Source organism: Phaeacidiphilus oryzae TH49, assembly GCF_000744815.1.
GTDB classification, from domain to species: domain Bacteria; phylum Actinomycetota; class Actinomycetes; order Streptomycetales; family Streptomycetaceae; genus Phaeacidiphilus; species Phaeacidiphilus oryzae.
The window spans coordinates 1,435,760-1,449,602 of sequence record NZ_JQMQ01000005.1; the positions used below are offsets into that span (position 1 = coordinate 1,435,760).

The 13,843-nt window shown below is 73.9% G+C and carries 12 protein-coding genes; 6 read left to right on the forward strand and 6 right to left on the reverse strand.

What is annotated here, in order from left to right; all coding sequences use genetic code 11:
• Nucleotides 1–19: 19 nt before the first annotated feature.
• Genes BS73_RS34575 through fdh form a run of 4 tightly spaced genes read right to left on the reverse strand, consistent with a single transcriptional unit; the run spans nt 20 to nt 6,004 of the window.
• Nucleotides 20–754, reverse strand: a complete 735-nt coding sequence (locus tag BS73_RS34575) for a hypothetical protein (protein WP_051939792.1) — start codon at nt 752–754, stop codon at nt 20–22.
• A 56-nt stretch (nt 755–810) separates the two neighbouring features.
• Entirely contained in the window at nt 811–1,833 is a 1,023-nt protein-coding gene (gene nrfD, locus BS73_RS10705) for an NrfD/PsrC family molybdoenzyme membrane anchor subunit (RefSeq protein ID WP_063836959.1), read from the reverse strand.
• Entirely contained in the window at nt 1,833–2,723 is an 891-nt protein-coding gene (locus BS73_RS10710) for a 4Fe-4S dicluster domain-containing protein (RefSeq protein ID WP_037571391.1), read from the reverse strand. Before BS73_RS10710 ends, nrfD begins: the two co-directional genes overlap by 1 nt.
• On the reverse strand, nt 2,723–6,004 hold the full coding sequence (gene fdh, locus BS73_RS10715; protein ID WP_051939793.1) for a formate dehydrogenase: 3,282 nt from the start codon (nt 6,002–6,004) through the stop codon (nt 2,723–2,725). Before fdh ends, BS73_RS10710 begins: the two co-directional genes overlap by 1 nt.
• Nucleotides 6,005–6,287: 283 nt before the next feature.
• On the opposite strand from fdh, the gene BS73_RS10720 reads away from it, so the two are divergent.
• Nucleotides 6,288–7,598 (forward strand): cytochrome P450, encoded by a 1,311-nt coding sequence (locus BS73_RS10720; protein WP_063836960.1) that lies wholly within the window; start codon nt 6,288–6,290, stop codon nt 7,596–7,598.
• 16 nt (nt 7,599–7,614) lie between these two features.
• Here BS73_RS10720 and BS73_RS10725 read toward each other — a convergent pair whose 3' ends face one another.
• Nucleotides 7,615–8,133, reverse strand: a complete 519-nt coding sequence (locus BS73_RS10725; RefSeq protein WP_037571393.1) for a metallophosphoesterase family protein — start codon at nt 8,131–8,133, stop codon at nt 7,615–7,617.
• A gap of 397 nt (nt 8,134–8,530) precedes the next feature.
• On the opposite strand from BS73_RS10725, the gene BS73_RS10730 reads away from it, so the two are divergent.
• From BS73_RS10730 to BS73_RS10740, 3 genes are all read left to right on the forward strand, one after another.
• Nucleotides 8,531–9,190 carry an NADPH-dependent F420 reductase gene (locus tag BS73_RS10730; protein WP_037571395.1) on the forward strand — a complete coding sequence of 220 codons (660 nt, stop codon included), beginning with the start codon at nt 8,531–8,533 and terminating at the stop codon, nt 9,188–9,190.
• 28 nt (nt 9,191–9,218) lie between these two features.
• Nucleotides 9,219–10,115 (forward strand): prolipoprotein diacylglyceryl transferase, encoded by an 897-nt coding sequence (lgt, locus tag BS73_RS10735; protein ID WP_051939794.1) that lies wholly within the window; start codon nt 9,219–9,221, stop codon nt 10,113–10,115.
• A gap of 194 nt (nt 10,116–10,309) precedes the next feature.
• Nucleotides 10,310–11,215, forward strand: a complete 906-nt coding sequence (locus tag BS73_RS10740; RefSeq protein ID WP_200886679.1) for a COG4705 family protein — start codon at nt 10,310–10,312, stop codon at nt 11,213–11,215.
• A 34-nt stretch (nt 11,216–11,249) separates the two neighbouring features.
• On the opposite strand, the gene BS73_RS10745 is transcribed toward BS73_RS10740, so the two are convergent.
• Nucleotides 11,250–11,750, reverse strand: a complete 501-nt coding sequence (locus tag BS73_RS10745; RefSeq protein WP_037579047.1) for an inorganic diphosphatase — start codon at nt 11,748–11,750, stop codon at nt 11,250–11,252.
• Between the two features lie 133 nt (nt 11,751–11,883).
• Here BS73_RS10745 and BS73_RS10750 point away from each other — a divergent pair, with 133 nt between their 5' ends.
• Together BS73_RS10750 and BS73_RS10755 are read left to right on the forward strand one after the other, a co-directional pair.
• Nucleotides 11,884–12,474, forward strand: a complete 591-nt coding sequence (locus BS73_RS10750) for a winged helix-turn-helix domain-containing protein (RefSeq protein ID WP_051941376.1) — start codon at nt 11,884–11,886, stop codon at nt 12,472–12,474.
• Nucleotides 12,471–13,823, forward strand: coding sequence for an MFS transporter (locus tag BS73_RS10755; protein WP_037571405.1), 1,353 nt, complete (start codon nt 12,471–12,473; stop codon nt 13,821–13,823). Before BS73_RS10750 ends, BS73_RS10755 begins: the two co-directional genes overlap by 4 nt.
• Nucleotides 13,824–13,843 lie beyond the last annotated feature (20 nt).

A 13,843-nucleotide genomic window follows, 5' to 3' on the forward strand; every position in this document is an offset into this window, starting at 1 on the left:
ACCCCGCCCCCGCCGCTCATCACCACGGCGGCCGTTCCCCGGAGGCCCCCTCCAGCGCGCGGGCCAACCGCGCGCCCAGCAGGGCGACGTCCTCGCGGTCGTACCCCAGGCAGGCCCGGAACTCCGCCGGCGTCCCGTACCCGCCCGGCCGGGCGAAGGCGGCGAGGGCGGCCTGGACCGCCGCCACCTCGCCGACGGTGTACACCTCCATGCCGCGGCTGCGGATGGCCAGCCTCGCCAGCTCAAGGCGAACGCAGCCGGTGAGCCGCTGGAGCTCCGCGTCCGACCGCCGCTCGTCGTTGGCGAGATCGGCCAGCACGGCCCTCAGGATGTCCCGGCCCCCGTAGCGGCCCGAGGTGAACCCGATCCACCACCCCTCGCGAAGCCGGGTCGCAGTCACCGTGGTGTCCGGGACGGGGTCCGGCTCCAGGCGCAGATCGCGGGCCAGCTCGGAGAGTCGCTTCGCCCGGGCCGCGAACGGCCGGTGCTGCGGGGCGACGGGCGCCGGGTACAGGCTCCGGTCCACCACCTCGGGGAGCTCGTCGCGCAGCGCCAGGAGCACCCGCGAGCGGTGCGGCTCGGCCATCTGGCCGACGTACAGGTAGCCGCACACGACCTCCCAGCCGAGTTCCTCGACCAGCTTCGGATCGTCGATCCGGGCCAGGACGAAGTCGGCGGCCCAGCGGAACAGAGTGCTGGTGGCGAACCAGTTGTGGTCGTGATCGTCCTCGGACAGGCTGATCAGCATCGTCATGCGGGCGCACCCCCCGAATCCCCGGCCCGCACATTATCGCCGCCGGTGGACGGCGGCTACGTGGCCGGCTGAGGCCGCTCCTCGCGCCCCTCGCGCCCCTCGCGCTTCTCCTTCTGCTCGCGCTCCTCCTGGGCCTTCCGCTCCGCCGCGGCCGCGTCCAGCCGGCGGCGCTGCGGCAGCACGGTGTACTTGGGGTCCTCGGCGGAGGCGATCCCGGCGTGGAAGACGCCCAGCCGGGTGCAGAGCGAGCCGGCCAGCAGCGCCGCCCCGGCCGGAGCGGCCACCCACCGCCGCCCGGCGAACGGCGCCGCCGCCGCGCCCGCCACCGAGAGCAGCGAGGCCGCGTGCATCAGCCGGCCGGCCTTCCCCTGCTGATAGGTCTCGTCCACCGGGTCCTCCAGGCCGCGCAGCATCGCCCGCTCCGCGACCAGCTCCGCCGCGCAGCCGATCAGCGCCAGCCGCCGGGCCGGACCGGTCTGCCCGGGCGGGGCGGCGAGGAGCGCCGCCCCGGAGGCCGCGCAGGCCGCCGAGGCCGCGAAGAGCGCCGGGAGTTCGCGCCGGGCGCCGTGCCAGGCCGGTACGGCGGTGTCGGCGGCGAGGACGGCGGTGTAGGTGGCGACGCCCGCGCCCAGCAGTGCGGAGGCGTGAGTGGCGGCCGCGCGGACCCGGGGCAGCCGGCCGACCACGTCAAGACCGGCGCCGATCCCGGCCACCGTGCCGTAGCCGGTGAGCAGCCAGGAGCCCATGCTCATCGGCGAGGTGGGCTTGGCCACCCGCAGCATGTTGAGGAAGCGGCGGGGCCGGCCCAGGTCGTGGATCAGGGCCGCGGTGGAGCCGGAGATCGCCAGCAGCGAGGAGGCCCGCATGGTGCGGGCCAGCCCCTGCCGTCCGGTGGCCTCCGCCCCGGCGGCCAGCATCGAGCCGGCCCCGGCGAGCCCGCCCAGGAAGAAGTACCCGGCGATGTCCCGGGCCGACCAGGACGGCGCCTTGATCACCGGGCGGCCGTAGTACGAGGTGAACTCGGCCTTCTCGACCATGAGTTCCTCGCCCTTGCCGGCGCGCCTGCGCTTGCGGCCCATCAACGGGTCCCCCCCTTCCGCAGTCCCAGTCGGTCGGTTCCGAAGGCGGCCGCCGCCGCGCCCAGCAGGCCCAGGGCGGCGTAGCCCGCGTGCCGCCACATCTCCGGCAGGTCGCGGGTGGTGACCACCGGGTCCGGCGGCAGCCCGTACACCTCGGGCTCGTCCATCAGCAGGAAGAAGGCGCCGTCGCCGCCGACCCCGTCGGTCGGGTCGTGCCCGTAGAGCCGGGCCTCGGACTGGCCCCGGGCGTGCAGCTGGTCGACCCGGACCGCGGCCCGGTCGCGCAGCTCGTCGAGGGGGCCGAACTGGATCGAGTCGGTGGGGCAGGCCTTGGCGCAGGCCGGCTCCTGGCCGTCGCCCAGCCGGTCGTAGCACATCGTGCACTTGTAGGCGCCGCCGTCGTCCGGGCGCTGCTCGATGACGCCGTACGGGCAGGCGGGGACGCAGTACCCGCAGCCGTTGCAGACGTCGTCCTGCACCACCACGGTGTCGAACTCGGTGCGGAAGATCGCACCGGTGGGGCAGACGTCCAGACAGGCCGCATGGGTGCAGTGCTTGCAGACGTCCGAGGACATCAGCCAGCGCAGCTCCGGACGCCCGTCCGGCTGCGGCGGCCCGCCCTCCTCGCCGGAAGCGGGCTTCTCGGCCTGCTGGGCGGGCGCGGGCCTCTCGGTGGCGATCGTGCGCGGCCCGCTCTGCTCGATGAAGGCCACATGCCGCCAGGTGGACGCGCCCAGATCGCCGGTGTTGTCGTAGGACATCCCGGTGAGCGGGCCGCCGTCCTCGGGGATGGCGTTCCACTCCTTGCACGCGACCTCGCAGGCCTTGCAGCCGATGCAGACCGTGGTGTCGGTGAAGAATCCCATCCGCTGCGGCTCTTGATCGGACATCAGGCCTCCATTCCGGTACGGGGGGTGATGCCGGCCCGGCGGCGGTACTCCTCGAGCAGGCGGGGCAGGGCCGGGCCGCGCGGCCGGCGGCCCGGGCGGAGGTCCGCGGTGAGCGCCTTGACCTCCTGGATGTGGACGTTCGGGTCGAGGGAGATGGCCGACAGCTCGTTGGCCGCGTCCCCGGTGCTGTATCCGTTGGGGCCCCAGTGGAAGGGCAGCCCCACCTGGTGGACGGTGCGGCCGTCCAGGTGGAGCGGCGTGATCCGGTCGGTGACCAGCACCCGGGCCTCGATCGCCCCGCGCGCGGTGATCACCGTGGTCCAGCCGCCGTTCTCCAGCCCGCGCTCGGCGGCGAGTTCCGGCGACACCTCGGCGAACATCTCCGGCTGCAGCTCGGAGAGGTACGGCGACCAGCGGCTCATCCCGCCGGCCGTGAAGTGCTCGGTGAGCCGGTGGGTGGTGATGACGTACGGGAAGACCCCGGCGCCCTGCTCGTCGCCGCTGGGGTGGTAGCGGGTGCCCTCGCGGTCGAAGACCTGGCGGACCGGGTTGCGCTGCCGCCCGTAGAGGGCGTTGCGGAACGGCGACTCCTGCGGCTCGTAGTGGGTCGGCATGGGGCCGTCCACCAGCCCGGCCGGGGCGTACAGCCAGCCCTTGCCGTCCGCCTGCATGATGAACGGGTCGTCGCCGCGCAGCGCCTCGGGACCGGTCGCACCCTCGGGCGGCTCGTGCCCGGGGGCCAGCTCGGGCGGGAAGTCGGGGATGTCGTGGCCGGCCCAGCGGCCGGACTCGCCCGCGTCCGGGTCCCACCACATCAGCGCCTTGCGCTCGCTCCACGGGGTGCCGTCCGGGGCGGCGGAGGCGCGGTTGTAGAGGATGCGGCGGTTGGCCGGCCAGGCCCAGGCCCATTCGTGGGCCATCCAGTTCTGCTCGGTGTGCGGTTTACGGCGGGCCGCCTGGTTGACGCCGTCGGCGTACACCCCGCAGTAGATCCAGCAGCCGCAGGAGGTGGAGCCGTCGTCCTTGAGCTCGGTGTAGCCCGACAGGTGGCGGCCGTCCGCGTCCCGGCCGCCGATCTCGGCCAGCACGGCGTCGGCGGAGGGCTCCTGGTGCGGGCCCTCGACCGGGTAGTCCCAGGCCAGGTCGAGGATCGGACGGTCCATCGGGTCCTCGGAGCCGGCCAGCCGCTCCTTGATCATCCGGCCCAGGTGGTACATGAACCACAGGTCGCTGCGGGCCTCCCCGCCGGGTTCGACGGCGGCGGAGTGCCACTGCAGCCAGCGGTTGGTGTTGGTGAAGGACCCGGACTTCTCGGTGTGGGCGGCGGCCGGGAAGAAGAAGACCTCGGTGCCGATGTCCTCGGTGCGCAGCTCCCCGGTCTCGATCTCCGGGCCGTCCTTCCACCAGGTCGCCGACTCGATCAGGGAGAAGTCCCGGACCACCAGCCAGTCCAGCTTCGCCATCCCGAGCCGCTGCAGCCGGGTGTCGGCCGAGCCGACCGCCGGGTTCTCCCCCATCAGGAAGTAGCCCTTGCACACCTCGTCGAGCTGGGCGAGGACGGTCTCGTAGGTGCTGTGCGAGCCGGTGAGCCGCGGCAGGTGGTCGAAGCAGTAGTCGTTCTCCTCGGTGGCGGCGTCCCCGAAGTACGCCTTGAGGAGGCTGACCAGGTACGACCGGGCCTCCGCCCAGTAGCCCTTCTCGGTGCGGACGGTATCCAGGTAGTCGTCCAGCGAGTCGTCGCGGTGGGCGTGCGGCATCGGCAGGTAGCCGGGGAGGAGGTTGAAGAGGGTGGGGATGTCGCTGGAGCCCTGGATCGAGGCGTGGCCGCGCAGCGCCTGGATGCCGCCGCCGGGCCGGCCGATGTTGCCCAGCAGCAACTGGAGGATGGAGGCGGTGCGGATGTACTGGGCGCCGACGGTGTGCTGGGTCCAGCCCACGGCATAGCAGAAGGCGCTGGTGCGCTCGGGACCCGAGTTCTCGGTCAGCGCCTCGCAGACCCGGCGGAAGTCCTCGGCCGACACCCCGCAGACCCGCTCCACCATCTCCGGGGTGTAGCGGGCGAAGTGGCGCTTCAGCACCTGGTAGACGCAGCGGGGGTGGGTCAGCGTCTCGTCCCGCTCCGGTTCGCCGTGCAGCGCGGCACCGCCGGAGCCGTGGCTCTCCGCCGTACCGGCCCGGCCGACCGTGGCCTGGGAGCCGGGCAGCGGCTTCTCCCGCTCGCCGACGGCGGGCTCGACCCCGGCGCCGGCGTACTGCCAGCTGGCCGGGTCGTAGTGGCGCTCCTCCTCGTCCAGGCCGGAGAAGACGCCGTCCAGCTCCTCGGTGTCCTGGAAGTCCTCGCGGACCAGGAAGGGCGCGTTGGTGTAGTTCAGCACGTATTCGCGGAAGTCCAGGCCGTTGCTGAGCACATGGTTGATGATGCCGCCGAGGAAGGCGATGTCGGTGCCGGCCCGCAGCGGCACGTGGAGGTCGGCCATCGCGCTGGTGCGGGTGTAGCGGGGGTCTACGTGGATGACGGTGGCCCCGCGCTCCTTGGCCTCCATCACCCACTGGAAGCCGACCGGGTGCGCCTCGGCGAAGTTCGACCCCTGGATGACGATGCAGTCGGAGTTCGCCAGGTCCTGCATGAAGGTGGTGGCCCCGCCGCGGCCGAAGGAGGTGCCCAGCCCGGCCACGGTGGAGCTGTGGCAGACCCGCGCCTGGTTCTCCACCTGGACCACGCCGAGGGCCGTGAGGAGCTTCTTGATCAGGTAGTTCTCCTCGTTGTCCAGCGTGGCGCCGCCGAGCGAGGCGATCCCGAGGGTGCGGTTGACCCGGTCGCCCTCGTGCTCCTGCTGCCAGGTCTCCCGGCGGGTTCTGACGACCCGTTCGGCGACCATCTCCATCGCGGTGTCGAGGTCCAGCTCCTCCCAGTCCGTGGCGTACGGCCGACGGTGGAGGACCTTGTGGAGGCGGGCGTCGCCGGTGGTCAGCTGAAGCGTCGCCGACCCCTTGGGGCAGAGCCGCCCCCGGCTCACCGGCGAGTCCGGATCGCCCTCGATCTGCACCACCCGCTCGTCGCGGACGTAGACCTGCTGACCGCAGCCGACCGCGCAGTAGGGGCAGATGGAGCCGACGACGCGGTCCGCCTGCGCGGTCCGCGGCGTCAGCGAGCGGGTATGGGCGGAGGCCGCCGCCGCGCCCCGTCCGGTCCTGTCGCCGCCCTCTCCCCGCAACTGCCGAAACACCGGCCAACCGCGCAACCACGCGGCCGGCTCCTCACCCAGCCCGAATCCCACCATGGCCGGGCGGCTTCCCCCGCTTCCCCGGTGACAAACGAGCCCCACCCGGATGGCCGCCCCGCGGAAGCCCGATGGGCGGCTCAGGGGCGCGGGGGACGGCGATCCCGGCCGGCGACTGCTCTCCACCGGCCGGCGACTGCTCTCGACCGGCGGCCGAGTCGGGGTCGCGGCCCGCCGGCGCTCGCCGCCCGCAGCACCGTTGCGCACGGCCGCGCCCTGCCTCTAGCGTGGTGCGGAGATACAGATCCAGGCGTCGCGTATCAGCCTCAGGGGGCGGTCGGCCGTGCGGTACGAAGAGATCGACCTGTCCGAACGGGACTTCTGGGCCCGCCCGCTGGAGGAGCGCGCGGAGGCCTTCGCCCTGCTCCGCGCCCTGCCGCACCCGCCCCTCTACGCCGAGCCCGAGGTCTCCTACATGCCGGTCGGCCCCGGCTACTACGCGCTGACCCGGCACGCCGACGTCGCCGAGGCCAGCCGGCACCCGGAGCTCTTCAGCTCCGAGCCCTCGGCGATCAGCATCCCGGACATGCCACCGGAGTTCGCCGAGTACTTCGGCTCGCTGATCACCATGGACGACCCCCGGCACGCCAAGATCCGCCGGATCGTCTCCCGCGCCTTCGCCCCCCGGATGCTGCGCCGCTCCCAGGAGCAGATCGTCGAGACCAGCCGCCGGATCGTCGACGAGCTGATCGAGCGCGGCCCCTGCGACCTCGTCGAGCACGTCGCCGCCCGGCTGCCGCTGACCTTCATCTGCCGGATGATGGGCATCCCGGAGAGCCACTACCGGCTGGTCTACGAGGCCTCCAACACCATCCTGGCCGGCCAGGACCCGGAGTTCCTCACCGAGGACGACGACGAGACGGTGACCAGGCTGCTGGGCGCCGGACAGGAACTCCACGACCTGGTCCAGCGGCTGGCCGCCGACCGCCGCGAGCACCCCACCGAGGACCTGATCACCGCCCTCTCCACGGCCAACGTGGACGGCGAGCGGCTCACCGAGCAGGAGCTGGGCTCCTTCTTCATCATCCTCTGCGCCGCCGGCAACGAGACCACCCGCAACGCGATCAGCCACGGCCTGAAGCTCCTCAGCGACCACCCCGACCAGCGGGCACTGCTCTGCTCCGACCTCGACCGCTACCTCCCCGGCGCGGTCGAGGAGATCGTCCGCTGCGCCTCGCCGGTGATCTGGATGCGCCGCACCCTCACCGCGGACCACCGGATGGGCGGCCACGACTACCGCAAGGGCGACAAGGTGCTGCTCTACTACTGGGCGGCCAACCGCGACCCGGAGGTCTTCCCGGACCCGGACCGCTTCGACATCACCCGCTCCCCCAACCCCCACGTCGGCTTCGGCGGCGCGGGCCCGCACTTCTGCCTGGGCGCGAACCTGGCCCGTACCGAGATCGCCGCCATGCTGCGCGAACTCCTCACCCGAATACCGGACCTGCGGACGGACGGGGAGCCGGAGCGGCTGCTGTCCAGCTTCATCAACGGCATCAAGCGGATGCCCTGCACCTTCACCCCGTCCCGCGCCCGGCCCGCCGCGGAACCCCCGGCGGCCCCGGCCCCCGCGGCGGAGGCGGCGGCGGACTGAGCCCCGGCGGCGACGCTCAGTCCAGCCGGTGGAGCTCGACCGGCCCGATCCCGCCGGCCGCCAACTCCACCGTCATCCAGGTGTGGTGGGGCTGCCGGCGGCGGTCGGTCGGCGAGCCGGGGTTCAGCAGGCGGAGGCCGCCGGGGGCGGTGCTGTCCCACGGGATGTGGCTGTGCCCGAAGACCAGCAGGTCGGTGTCGGGGAACCGGGCGGCGCAGCGCCGTTCGCGGCCGGTCGCGGCACCGGTCTCGTGGACGACGGCCAGCCGGACGCCGGCCAGCTCGGCGGTGGCCACCTCGGGCAGCCTGGCCCGCAGGCCCGGCCCGTCGTTGTTGCCCCAGACCGCGATCAGCCGGTTGGACTCCGCCTCCAGCAGGTCGAGTGTCGCCTCGTCCACCCAGTCGCCGGCGTGCACCACCACGTCCGCCTCGCGGATCCCGGCCAGCAGCGGCCCGGGCAGCCGCCGGGCCCGCTTCGGCACATGGGTGTCCGAGGTGAGGAGCAGCCGTACCGGTCCCGGAGCGGCCGAGGTCATCGCCCGCCGCCGGTGCCCTCGCGGTTAATCATGAGATGAACTCCCGGTCGTCTGTGGAGAGTTGGCCGGGGCAGCCGCATCGCAGCCGGTCGTTGGCATCGCCGGGCCGCCCACCCGCGATCGTCGCCCGCGCCGGCGCCCGCGCGCCAGACCGCGTGGTCCATCCGGACCGCGGCGGTCAGCCGTCGGTGGCGGTCAGCCGTCGCCTGCGGCGGGCGACCGACCGGGCGCCGCGGGCCGACGCAGGCCGCGGTCGAGTACGGTGCCGGCCGGCCCCCCGGACCCCGGACGAGGCGCTGCGGCCGCTCTCGGCGCGGCCGCCGGGGAAATAGCGGCGGAGGATGCGAGGTTGCTGACATCCGCCGGTGAGCGGCCGGCACGGAGCACGGAGGTTCGGATGAGGATCGGCATCATCGGCGCGGGGAACATCGGCGGGAACCTCACCCGCCGGCTGGCCTCGCTCGGACACGAGGTGCGGGTGGCGAACTCGCGCGGCCCGGAGACCCTGCGCGACCTGGCCGAGGAGACGGGGGCGACCGCGGTGCCCGCCACCGAGGCCGCGCAGGGCGCGCGCCTGGTCGTGGTGACCGTCCCCCTGAAGAACGTCCCCGCGCTGCCGGACGGGATCCTGGACGGCGCCGCCGACGGTCTCGTCGTGGTCGACACCAACAACTACTACCCGCAGCGCGACGGGCGGATCGACGCCGTCGAGGACGAGGGCCTCACCGAGAGCCGCTGGGTCGAGCGGCAGCTCGGCCACCCGGTGGTGAAGGCCTTCAACGGCACCTACGCCCAGGACCTGCTGGAGCGCCCCCGCCCGGCGGGCGACCCGGACCGGATGGCGCTGCCGGTGGCCGGCGACGACCCGGCCGCCAAGCGGCTCGTCCGCGAGCTGATCGACCAGCTCGGCTTCGACACCGTCGACGGCGGCGGCATCGACGACTCCTGGCGCCAGCAGCCCGGCTCCCCCGTCTACGGACTGCGGGCCGGGCGGGCCGAGGTGGAGAAGGCGCTGGCCGAGGCCGCGAAGGGCCGCCCGGAGGCCTTCCGCGCCTGATCCGGGCCGCGCGGCCTACGCTGTCCGCGTGCAACTCGCCTCGATCCCCAGCCCGCCGATCAACGGGTTCTCCCTCGGACCCTTGTTCGTGCACTTCTACGCCCTGATGTACATCGTCGGCATCGCCTTCGCGGTGCTGCTGGGCCGCCGCCGGTGGCGCGCCGTCGGCGGCGACCCGGAGCTGGTGGACGAGCTGGCGATCTGGGGGGTGGTCTCCGGGATCGTCGGCGGCCGGATCTACTTCGACGTCACCACCCCCAGCCAGATGCCCCACACCTGGTGGGGCCCGCTCGCGGTGTGGGACGGCGGGCTCGGGATCTGGGGCGGGGTGGCCCTCGCCTTCGCGGTCTGCGCCTGGCGGGTGCGGCGGGCCGGCGCCTCGCTGACCCTGATGATGGACGCCATCGCGCCCTGCCTGCTGATCGCCCAGGCGGTCGGCCGCATCGGCAACTACTTCAACCAGGAGCTGTTCGGCGGCCCCACCAGCCTGCCCTGGGGCCTGCGGATCGCCCTCGCCCACCGCCCGCCCGGCTATCTGCAGTACACCACCTTCCACCCGACCTTCCTCTACGAACTGGTCTGGGACCTGCTGCTGGCCGCCGGCCTGATCCTCCTCGGCCGCACCGGGAGGGTCCGCCCCGGAAGCCTCTTCGCCCTCTACGTCGCCGGCTACTCGGCGTTCCGCCTGATCGAGGAGTCGCTGCGGGTGGACTACTCGCTGCACTTCCTCGGCCTGCGCCTGAACTTCTTCGTCGCCGGCGTCCTGCTCCTCTTCGGCCTGGCCTGGTTCGTCTGGCTGCAGCGCCGCCCCGCGCCGGCCGAGGAGGCCCCCGGCGAGCCGGCCCCCGAGGCGGGCCGCGGAACGGGCGGTGACGCGGGCCGTGAGGCGGGCCGTGACGCGGGCCGCGGGCCGCACCCGGAGTAGTCCGCCGTCCCGAAAGCCCTCGCACAGCCCGCTCAGAGCCGGCTCCGAGGATGGGTCGCCCCTTCGGGTGATGATCCGGCTCGGAGCCGCTCAGCGGCCCGGACTCCCTTCGCGCATCGGCATGATGGCCGCGTCAGGCCCCCACAGCCACCCGGACGCCGACGCCGACGCCGACGCGGAGAGAGCGGAGCGAGATGCCCACACAGCCCGAGACGCAGCTGCCGCCGGTCGAGCTGGGAGGGATGCGGGTGCTCCGCAAACTCCCCCAGATCACGCTGCTCTTCTGGCTGCTGAAGACGGTCGCGGTGACCCTGGGCGAGACGGCCGGCGACCTCTTCGGCATCACCTTCCGGATCGGCTACCTGCCGACCGCGCTGGTCTTCCTCGGCTTCTTCCTGGCGGTGGTGGTCGCCCAGGTGCGGGCCGAACGCCACCACCCGGCGCTCTACTGGGCGACGGTCCTCGGCACCAGCCTGGTCGGCACCGAGATCTCCGATCTGATGAACCGCGGCCTCGGCCACGGCAGCGCCCCGCGCGGCATCGGCTACGGCGGGGGCGCCGTCCTCCTCACCACCGCACTGCTGCTGGTCTTCCTCCTCTGGCAGCGCACCGGCCAGACCTACGACGTGGAGAACATCTCCAGCCGCACCGGCGAGATCCTCTACTGGACGGCCATCCTGGTCTCCAACACCCTCGGCACCTCCACCGGCGACTGGCTCTCCGACGACACCGGGCTCGGCTTCCGCAACGCCTTCCTGGTCATCGCGGCCGTGCTGGTGCTGATCACCGCCGCCCACTTCCTCACCCCGGTCAGCGGCACCCTGCTGTTCTGGACGGCCTTCGTCCTCACCCGCCCGCTCGGCGCCGCCGGCGGCGACTACCTCACCAAGCCGGTCGCCGAGGGCGGCCTCGGCTGGGGCACGGCGGGCGGCAGTGCCGCGCTGTGCACGCTCCTCGCCGGACTGATCGCCTGCCAAAGGGCGGCCCTCCGCCGCCGCCCGATGCCGCCCCTGCCCGCACCCACCGACCGCCGCACGGGGGTCCCGCAGCGCCCCAACGGCGCACTGGTCGCGGCCTCGGCGGCCCGGTCGGCGTCCTGACACTCCGGACCGGGCCCGCCGGCCGGCCGGGGGCTCAGCGGCCCGGCGACTGCGCCCGCTTCCGCGAGGCCTCGATCTCCGCCTCCGCCGCAGCCCGGCTGTCCCAGCCGCCGCCCTCCACCGACTTGCCGGGCTCCAGGTCCTTGTAGACCTCGAAGAAGTGCTGGATCTCCATCCGGTCGTACGGCGGCACGTCGGAGAGCTCCCGGAAGCGGGCGGTGCGCGGATCGTGGGCGGCGACACAGAGGATCTTGTCGTCCTCGCCGTGCTCGTCGGTCATCCGGAACATGCCGATCGCCCGGCAGCGCACCAGGACCCCCGGGAAGGCCGGCTCGCCGCTCAGCACCAGCGCGTCCAGCGGGTCGCCGTCGAGACCGAGGGTGCCCTCGATGTAGCCGTAGTCGGCGGGGTAGCGGGTGGAGGTGAAGAGCATCCGGTCCAGCCTGATCCGGCCGGTCGAGTGGTCCATCTCGTACTTGTTGCGGCTGCCCTGCGGGATCTCCACGAGGACGTCGAACTCCGTACCGGACTCCATGCCGTGCTCCCCTCCGCCGGCGGCCTCCACCAGCGTAGGCCGCACCGCCCCGGCTGTGGAGCGTCCGGACGGACCCGAATCCGGTTCGCAAAGAACCCTTTGCAAACACTTCTTGGTGTTCTACCGTACCGGCATGGCCGATGACACGATCCTGCTGGACACCGCCGCCCTCCGGGTCCTCGCCCACCCCGTACGGCTCCGACTGCTCGGGCTGCTGCGCTCCGAGGGGCCGTCCACCGCCAGCCGGCTCGCCGAGCGGCTCGGGCTCAACTCCGGTGCCACCAGCTACCACCTGCGGAAACTGGCCGCCGGCGGGCTGATCGCCGAGGACGCCGAGCGCGGCAGCGCCCGCGACCGCTGGTGGCGGGCGGTGCACCGGACCTCGCAGTTCGAACTCGGCGGCGGCGATCCCGAGGAGCGCGAGACCGGCTCCGCCTACCTCCGCGAGGTGGCGGCGCTGTACGCGGACCGGATGCGGCAGGCCGCCGAGGAGGCCGCCTACCTGCCCGCGGCCTGGCGCGCGGCCGGCACCTTCAGCGACCTCCAGTACGCCCTCACCCCCGAGGAGGCGACGCGGATGACCGAGGAGATCGTCGAGCTGATGGCACGTTACCCGCGCTACCGGCCGGACGCCGAACTCCCGGAGGGCGCGGCCCCGTTCGTCCTCCAGGTGCAGTCCTTCCCGCGCCCCGGCCACCTGCGCGGCGAGAGCGGGGCGGAGTGAGCGCGCTGCCCGCGCCGCCCGGCCGGCGGCCGGCGCTCGCGGCCCTCGCCGGCGTCCTCGCGGCGAACGGCCTGGCGCAGACCGCCACCCGGCTCTCCTCGGTGGCGATCCCCTGGTTCGTCCTCGCCGGCAGCGGCGGCGTCCGGCTGACCGGGCTGGTGACCGCCGCCGAGCTGGCACCGTACGTCCTGGTCAAGGCGGCGGGCGGTCCGCTGGTCGACCGGATCGGCGGTCGCCGCGTCTCGGTGTGGGGGGACGTCCTCAGCGCCGCAGCAGCCGGGGCGGTGAGCCTGGCGCACGCACTGGGCGCCCTCCACTGGCCGCTGCTCTTCGCCCTGGTCGCACTGCTGGGGGCGGCCCGCGGCCCGGGCGACACCGCCAAGGAGGTACTGGTCCCGGCGGCGGCCGGGCGGGCCGGCGTCCGGATCGAGCGGGCCACCGGGCTGCTGGGCACGGTCGGCCGTGTCGCGCTGGTGGCAGGACCGGCGGTGGCGGGTGCGCTGATCGCGCTCTTCGGTGCGCCCAACGCCCTGCTCGCCACAGCCGCACTGTTCGCCTTCGGCGCGGTACTGGTCCCGCTGTCGACGCCCCGGCAGCGCACGGACGCGGACCCGGCCTCGGCCGCGCCCGCACAGCCCGTGCAGCCCGCACAGCCCGTGCAGCCCGCACAGCCCATGCAGCCCGCACAGTCCGCCCGCTATCGCGAGGAGATGGCCGCCGGCTGGGACTTCCTCCGCTCGGACCACCTGCTCCGCGCGATCGTCGGCATGGTCGCCGTCACCAACCTGCTGGACTCGGCGATGATCTCGGTCCTGCTGCCCGCCTGGATCCGCGCGCACGGCGGCTCCGCCGCACAGCTGGGCCTCCTCTCCTCCGTGGCCGGCCTCACCTCGATCGCCGGCAGCCTGCTGATGACCCTCTTCGGGGCCCGACTGCCGCAGCGGCTGGTCCTGGTGGCCGGCTTCTTCCTAGGCGGGGCACCGCGCTTCGCGGTGCTGGCGGCCGGTGTGCCGCTGTGGGCGGTGGCGGCGGTCTTCGGCTGCGCCGGGCTCGGCGCCGGAACCCTCAACCCGCTCTTCGGCACACTGCTCTACCAGCGGGTCCCCGATCGGCTCTACGGCCGCGTGATGGCCACCGTGGACGCCGGCTGCTGGATCGGCGTCCCCCTGGGCGGCCTGGCCGGCGGCCTCGCGGCCACCGCGGCCGGCCTCCCCGGGGCCCTCGCCCTGGGCGCCGCCGGGTACCTCGCCGCGACCCTGCTCCCCGTGCTCCGCCCGCGCTTCCGCGAGCTGGACCGCCCGGCCGTACGGCGCCGCCTGCGGCGGCCGGGTGTGCGGGTGCCGGAATGAACATTGCGCGACGGCGGGCC

What these genes read in the sequence shown, in the direction of transcription:
- BS73_RS34575 (WP_051939792.1), bottom strand. Translation starts at nt 754, where the DNA reads ATGACGATGCTGATCAGCCTGTCCGAGGACGATCACGACCACAACTGG.
- nrfD (WP_063836959.1), bottom strand. Translation starts at nt 1,833, where the DNA reads ATGGGCCGCAAGCGCAGGCGCGCCGGCAAGGGCGAGGAACTCATGGTC.
- BS73_RS10710 (WP_037571391.1), bottom strand. Translation starts at nt 2,723, where the DNA reads ATGTCCGATCAAGAGCCGCAGCGGATGGGATTCTTCACCGACACCACG.
- fdh (WP_051939793.1), bottom strand. Translation starts at nt 6,004, where the DNA reads ATGGTGGGATTCGGGCTGGGTGAGGAGCCGGCCGCGTGGTTGCGCGGT.
- BS73_RS10725 (WP_037571393.1), bottom strand. Translation starts at nt 8,133, where the DNA reads ATGACCTCGGCCGCTCCGGGACCGGTACGGCTGCTCCTCACCTCGGAC.
- BS73_RS10730 (WP_037571395.1), top strand. Translation starts at nt 8,531, where the DNA reads ATGAGGATCGGCATCATCGGCGCGGGGAACATCGGCGGGAACCTCACC.
- BS73_RS10740 (WP_200886679.1), top strand. Translation starts at nt 10,310, where the DNA reads ATGCCCACACAGCCCGAGACGCAGCTGCCGCCGGTCGAGCTGGGAGGG.
- BS73_RS10745 (WP_037579047.1), bottom strand. Translation starts at nt 11,750, where the DNA reads ATGGAGTCCGGTACGGAGTTCGACGTCCTCGTGGAGATCCCGCAGGGC.
- BS73_RS10750 (WP_051941376.1), top strand. Translation starts at nt 11,884, where the DNA reads ATGGCCGATGACACGATCCTGCTGGACACCGCCGCCCTCCGGGTCCTC.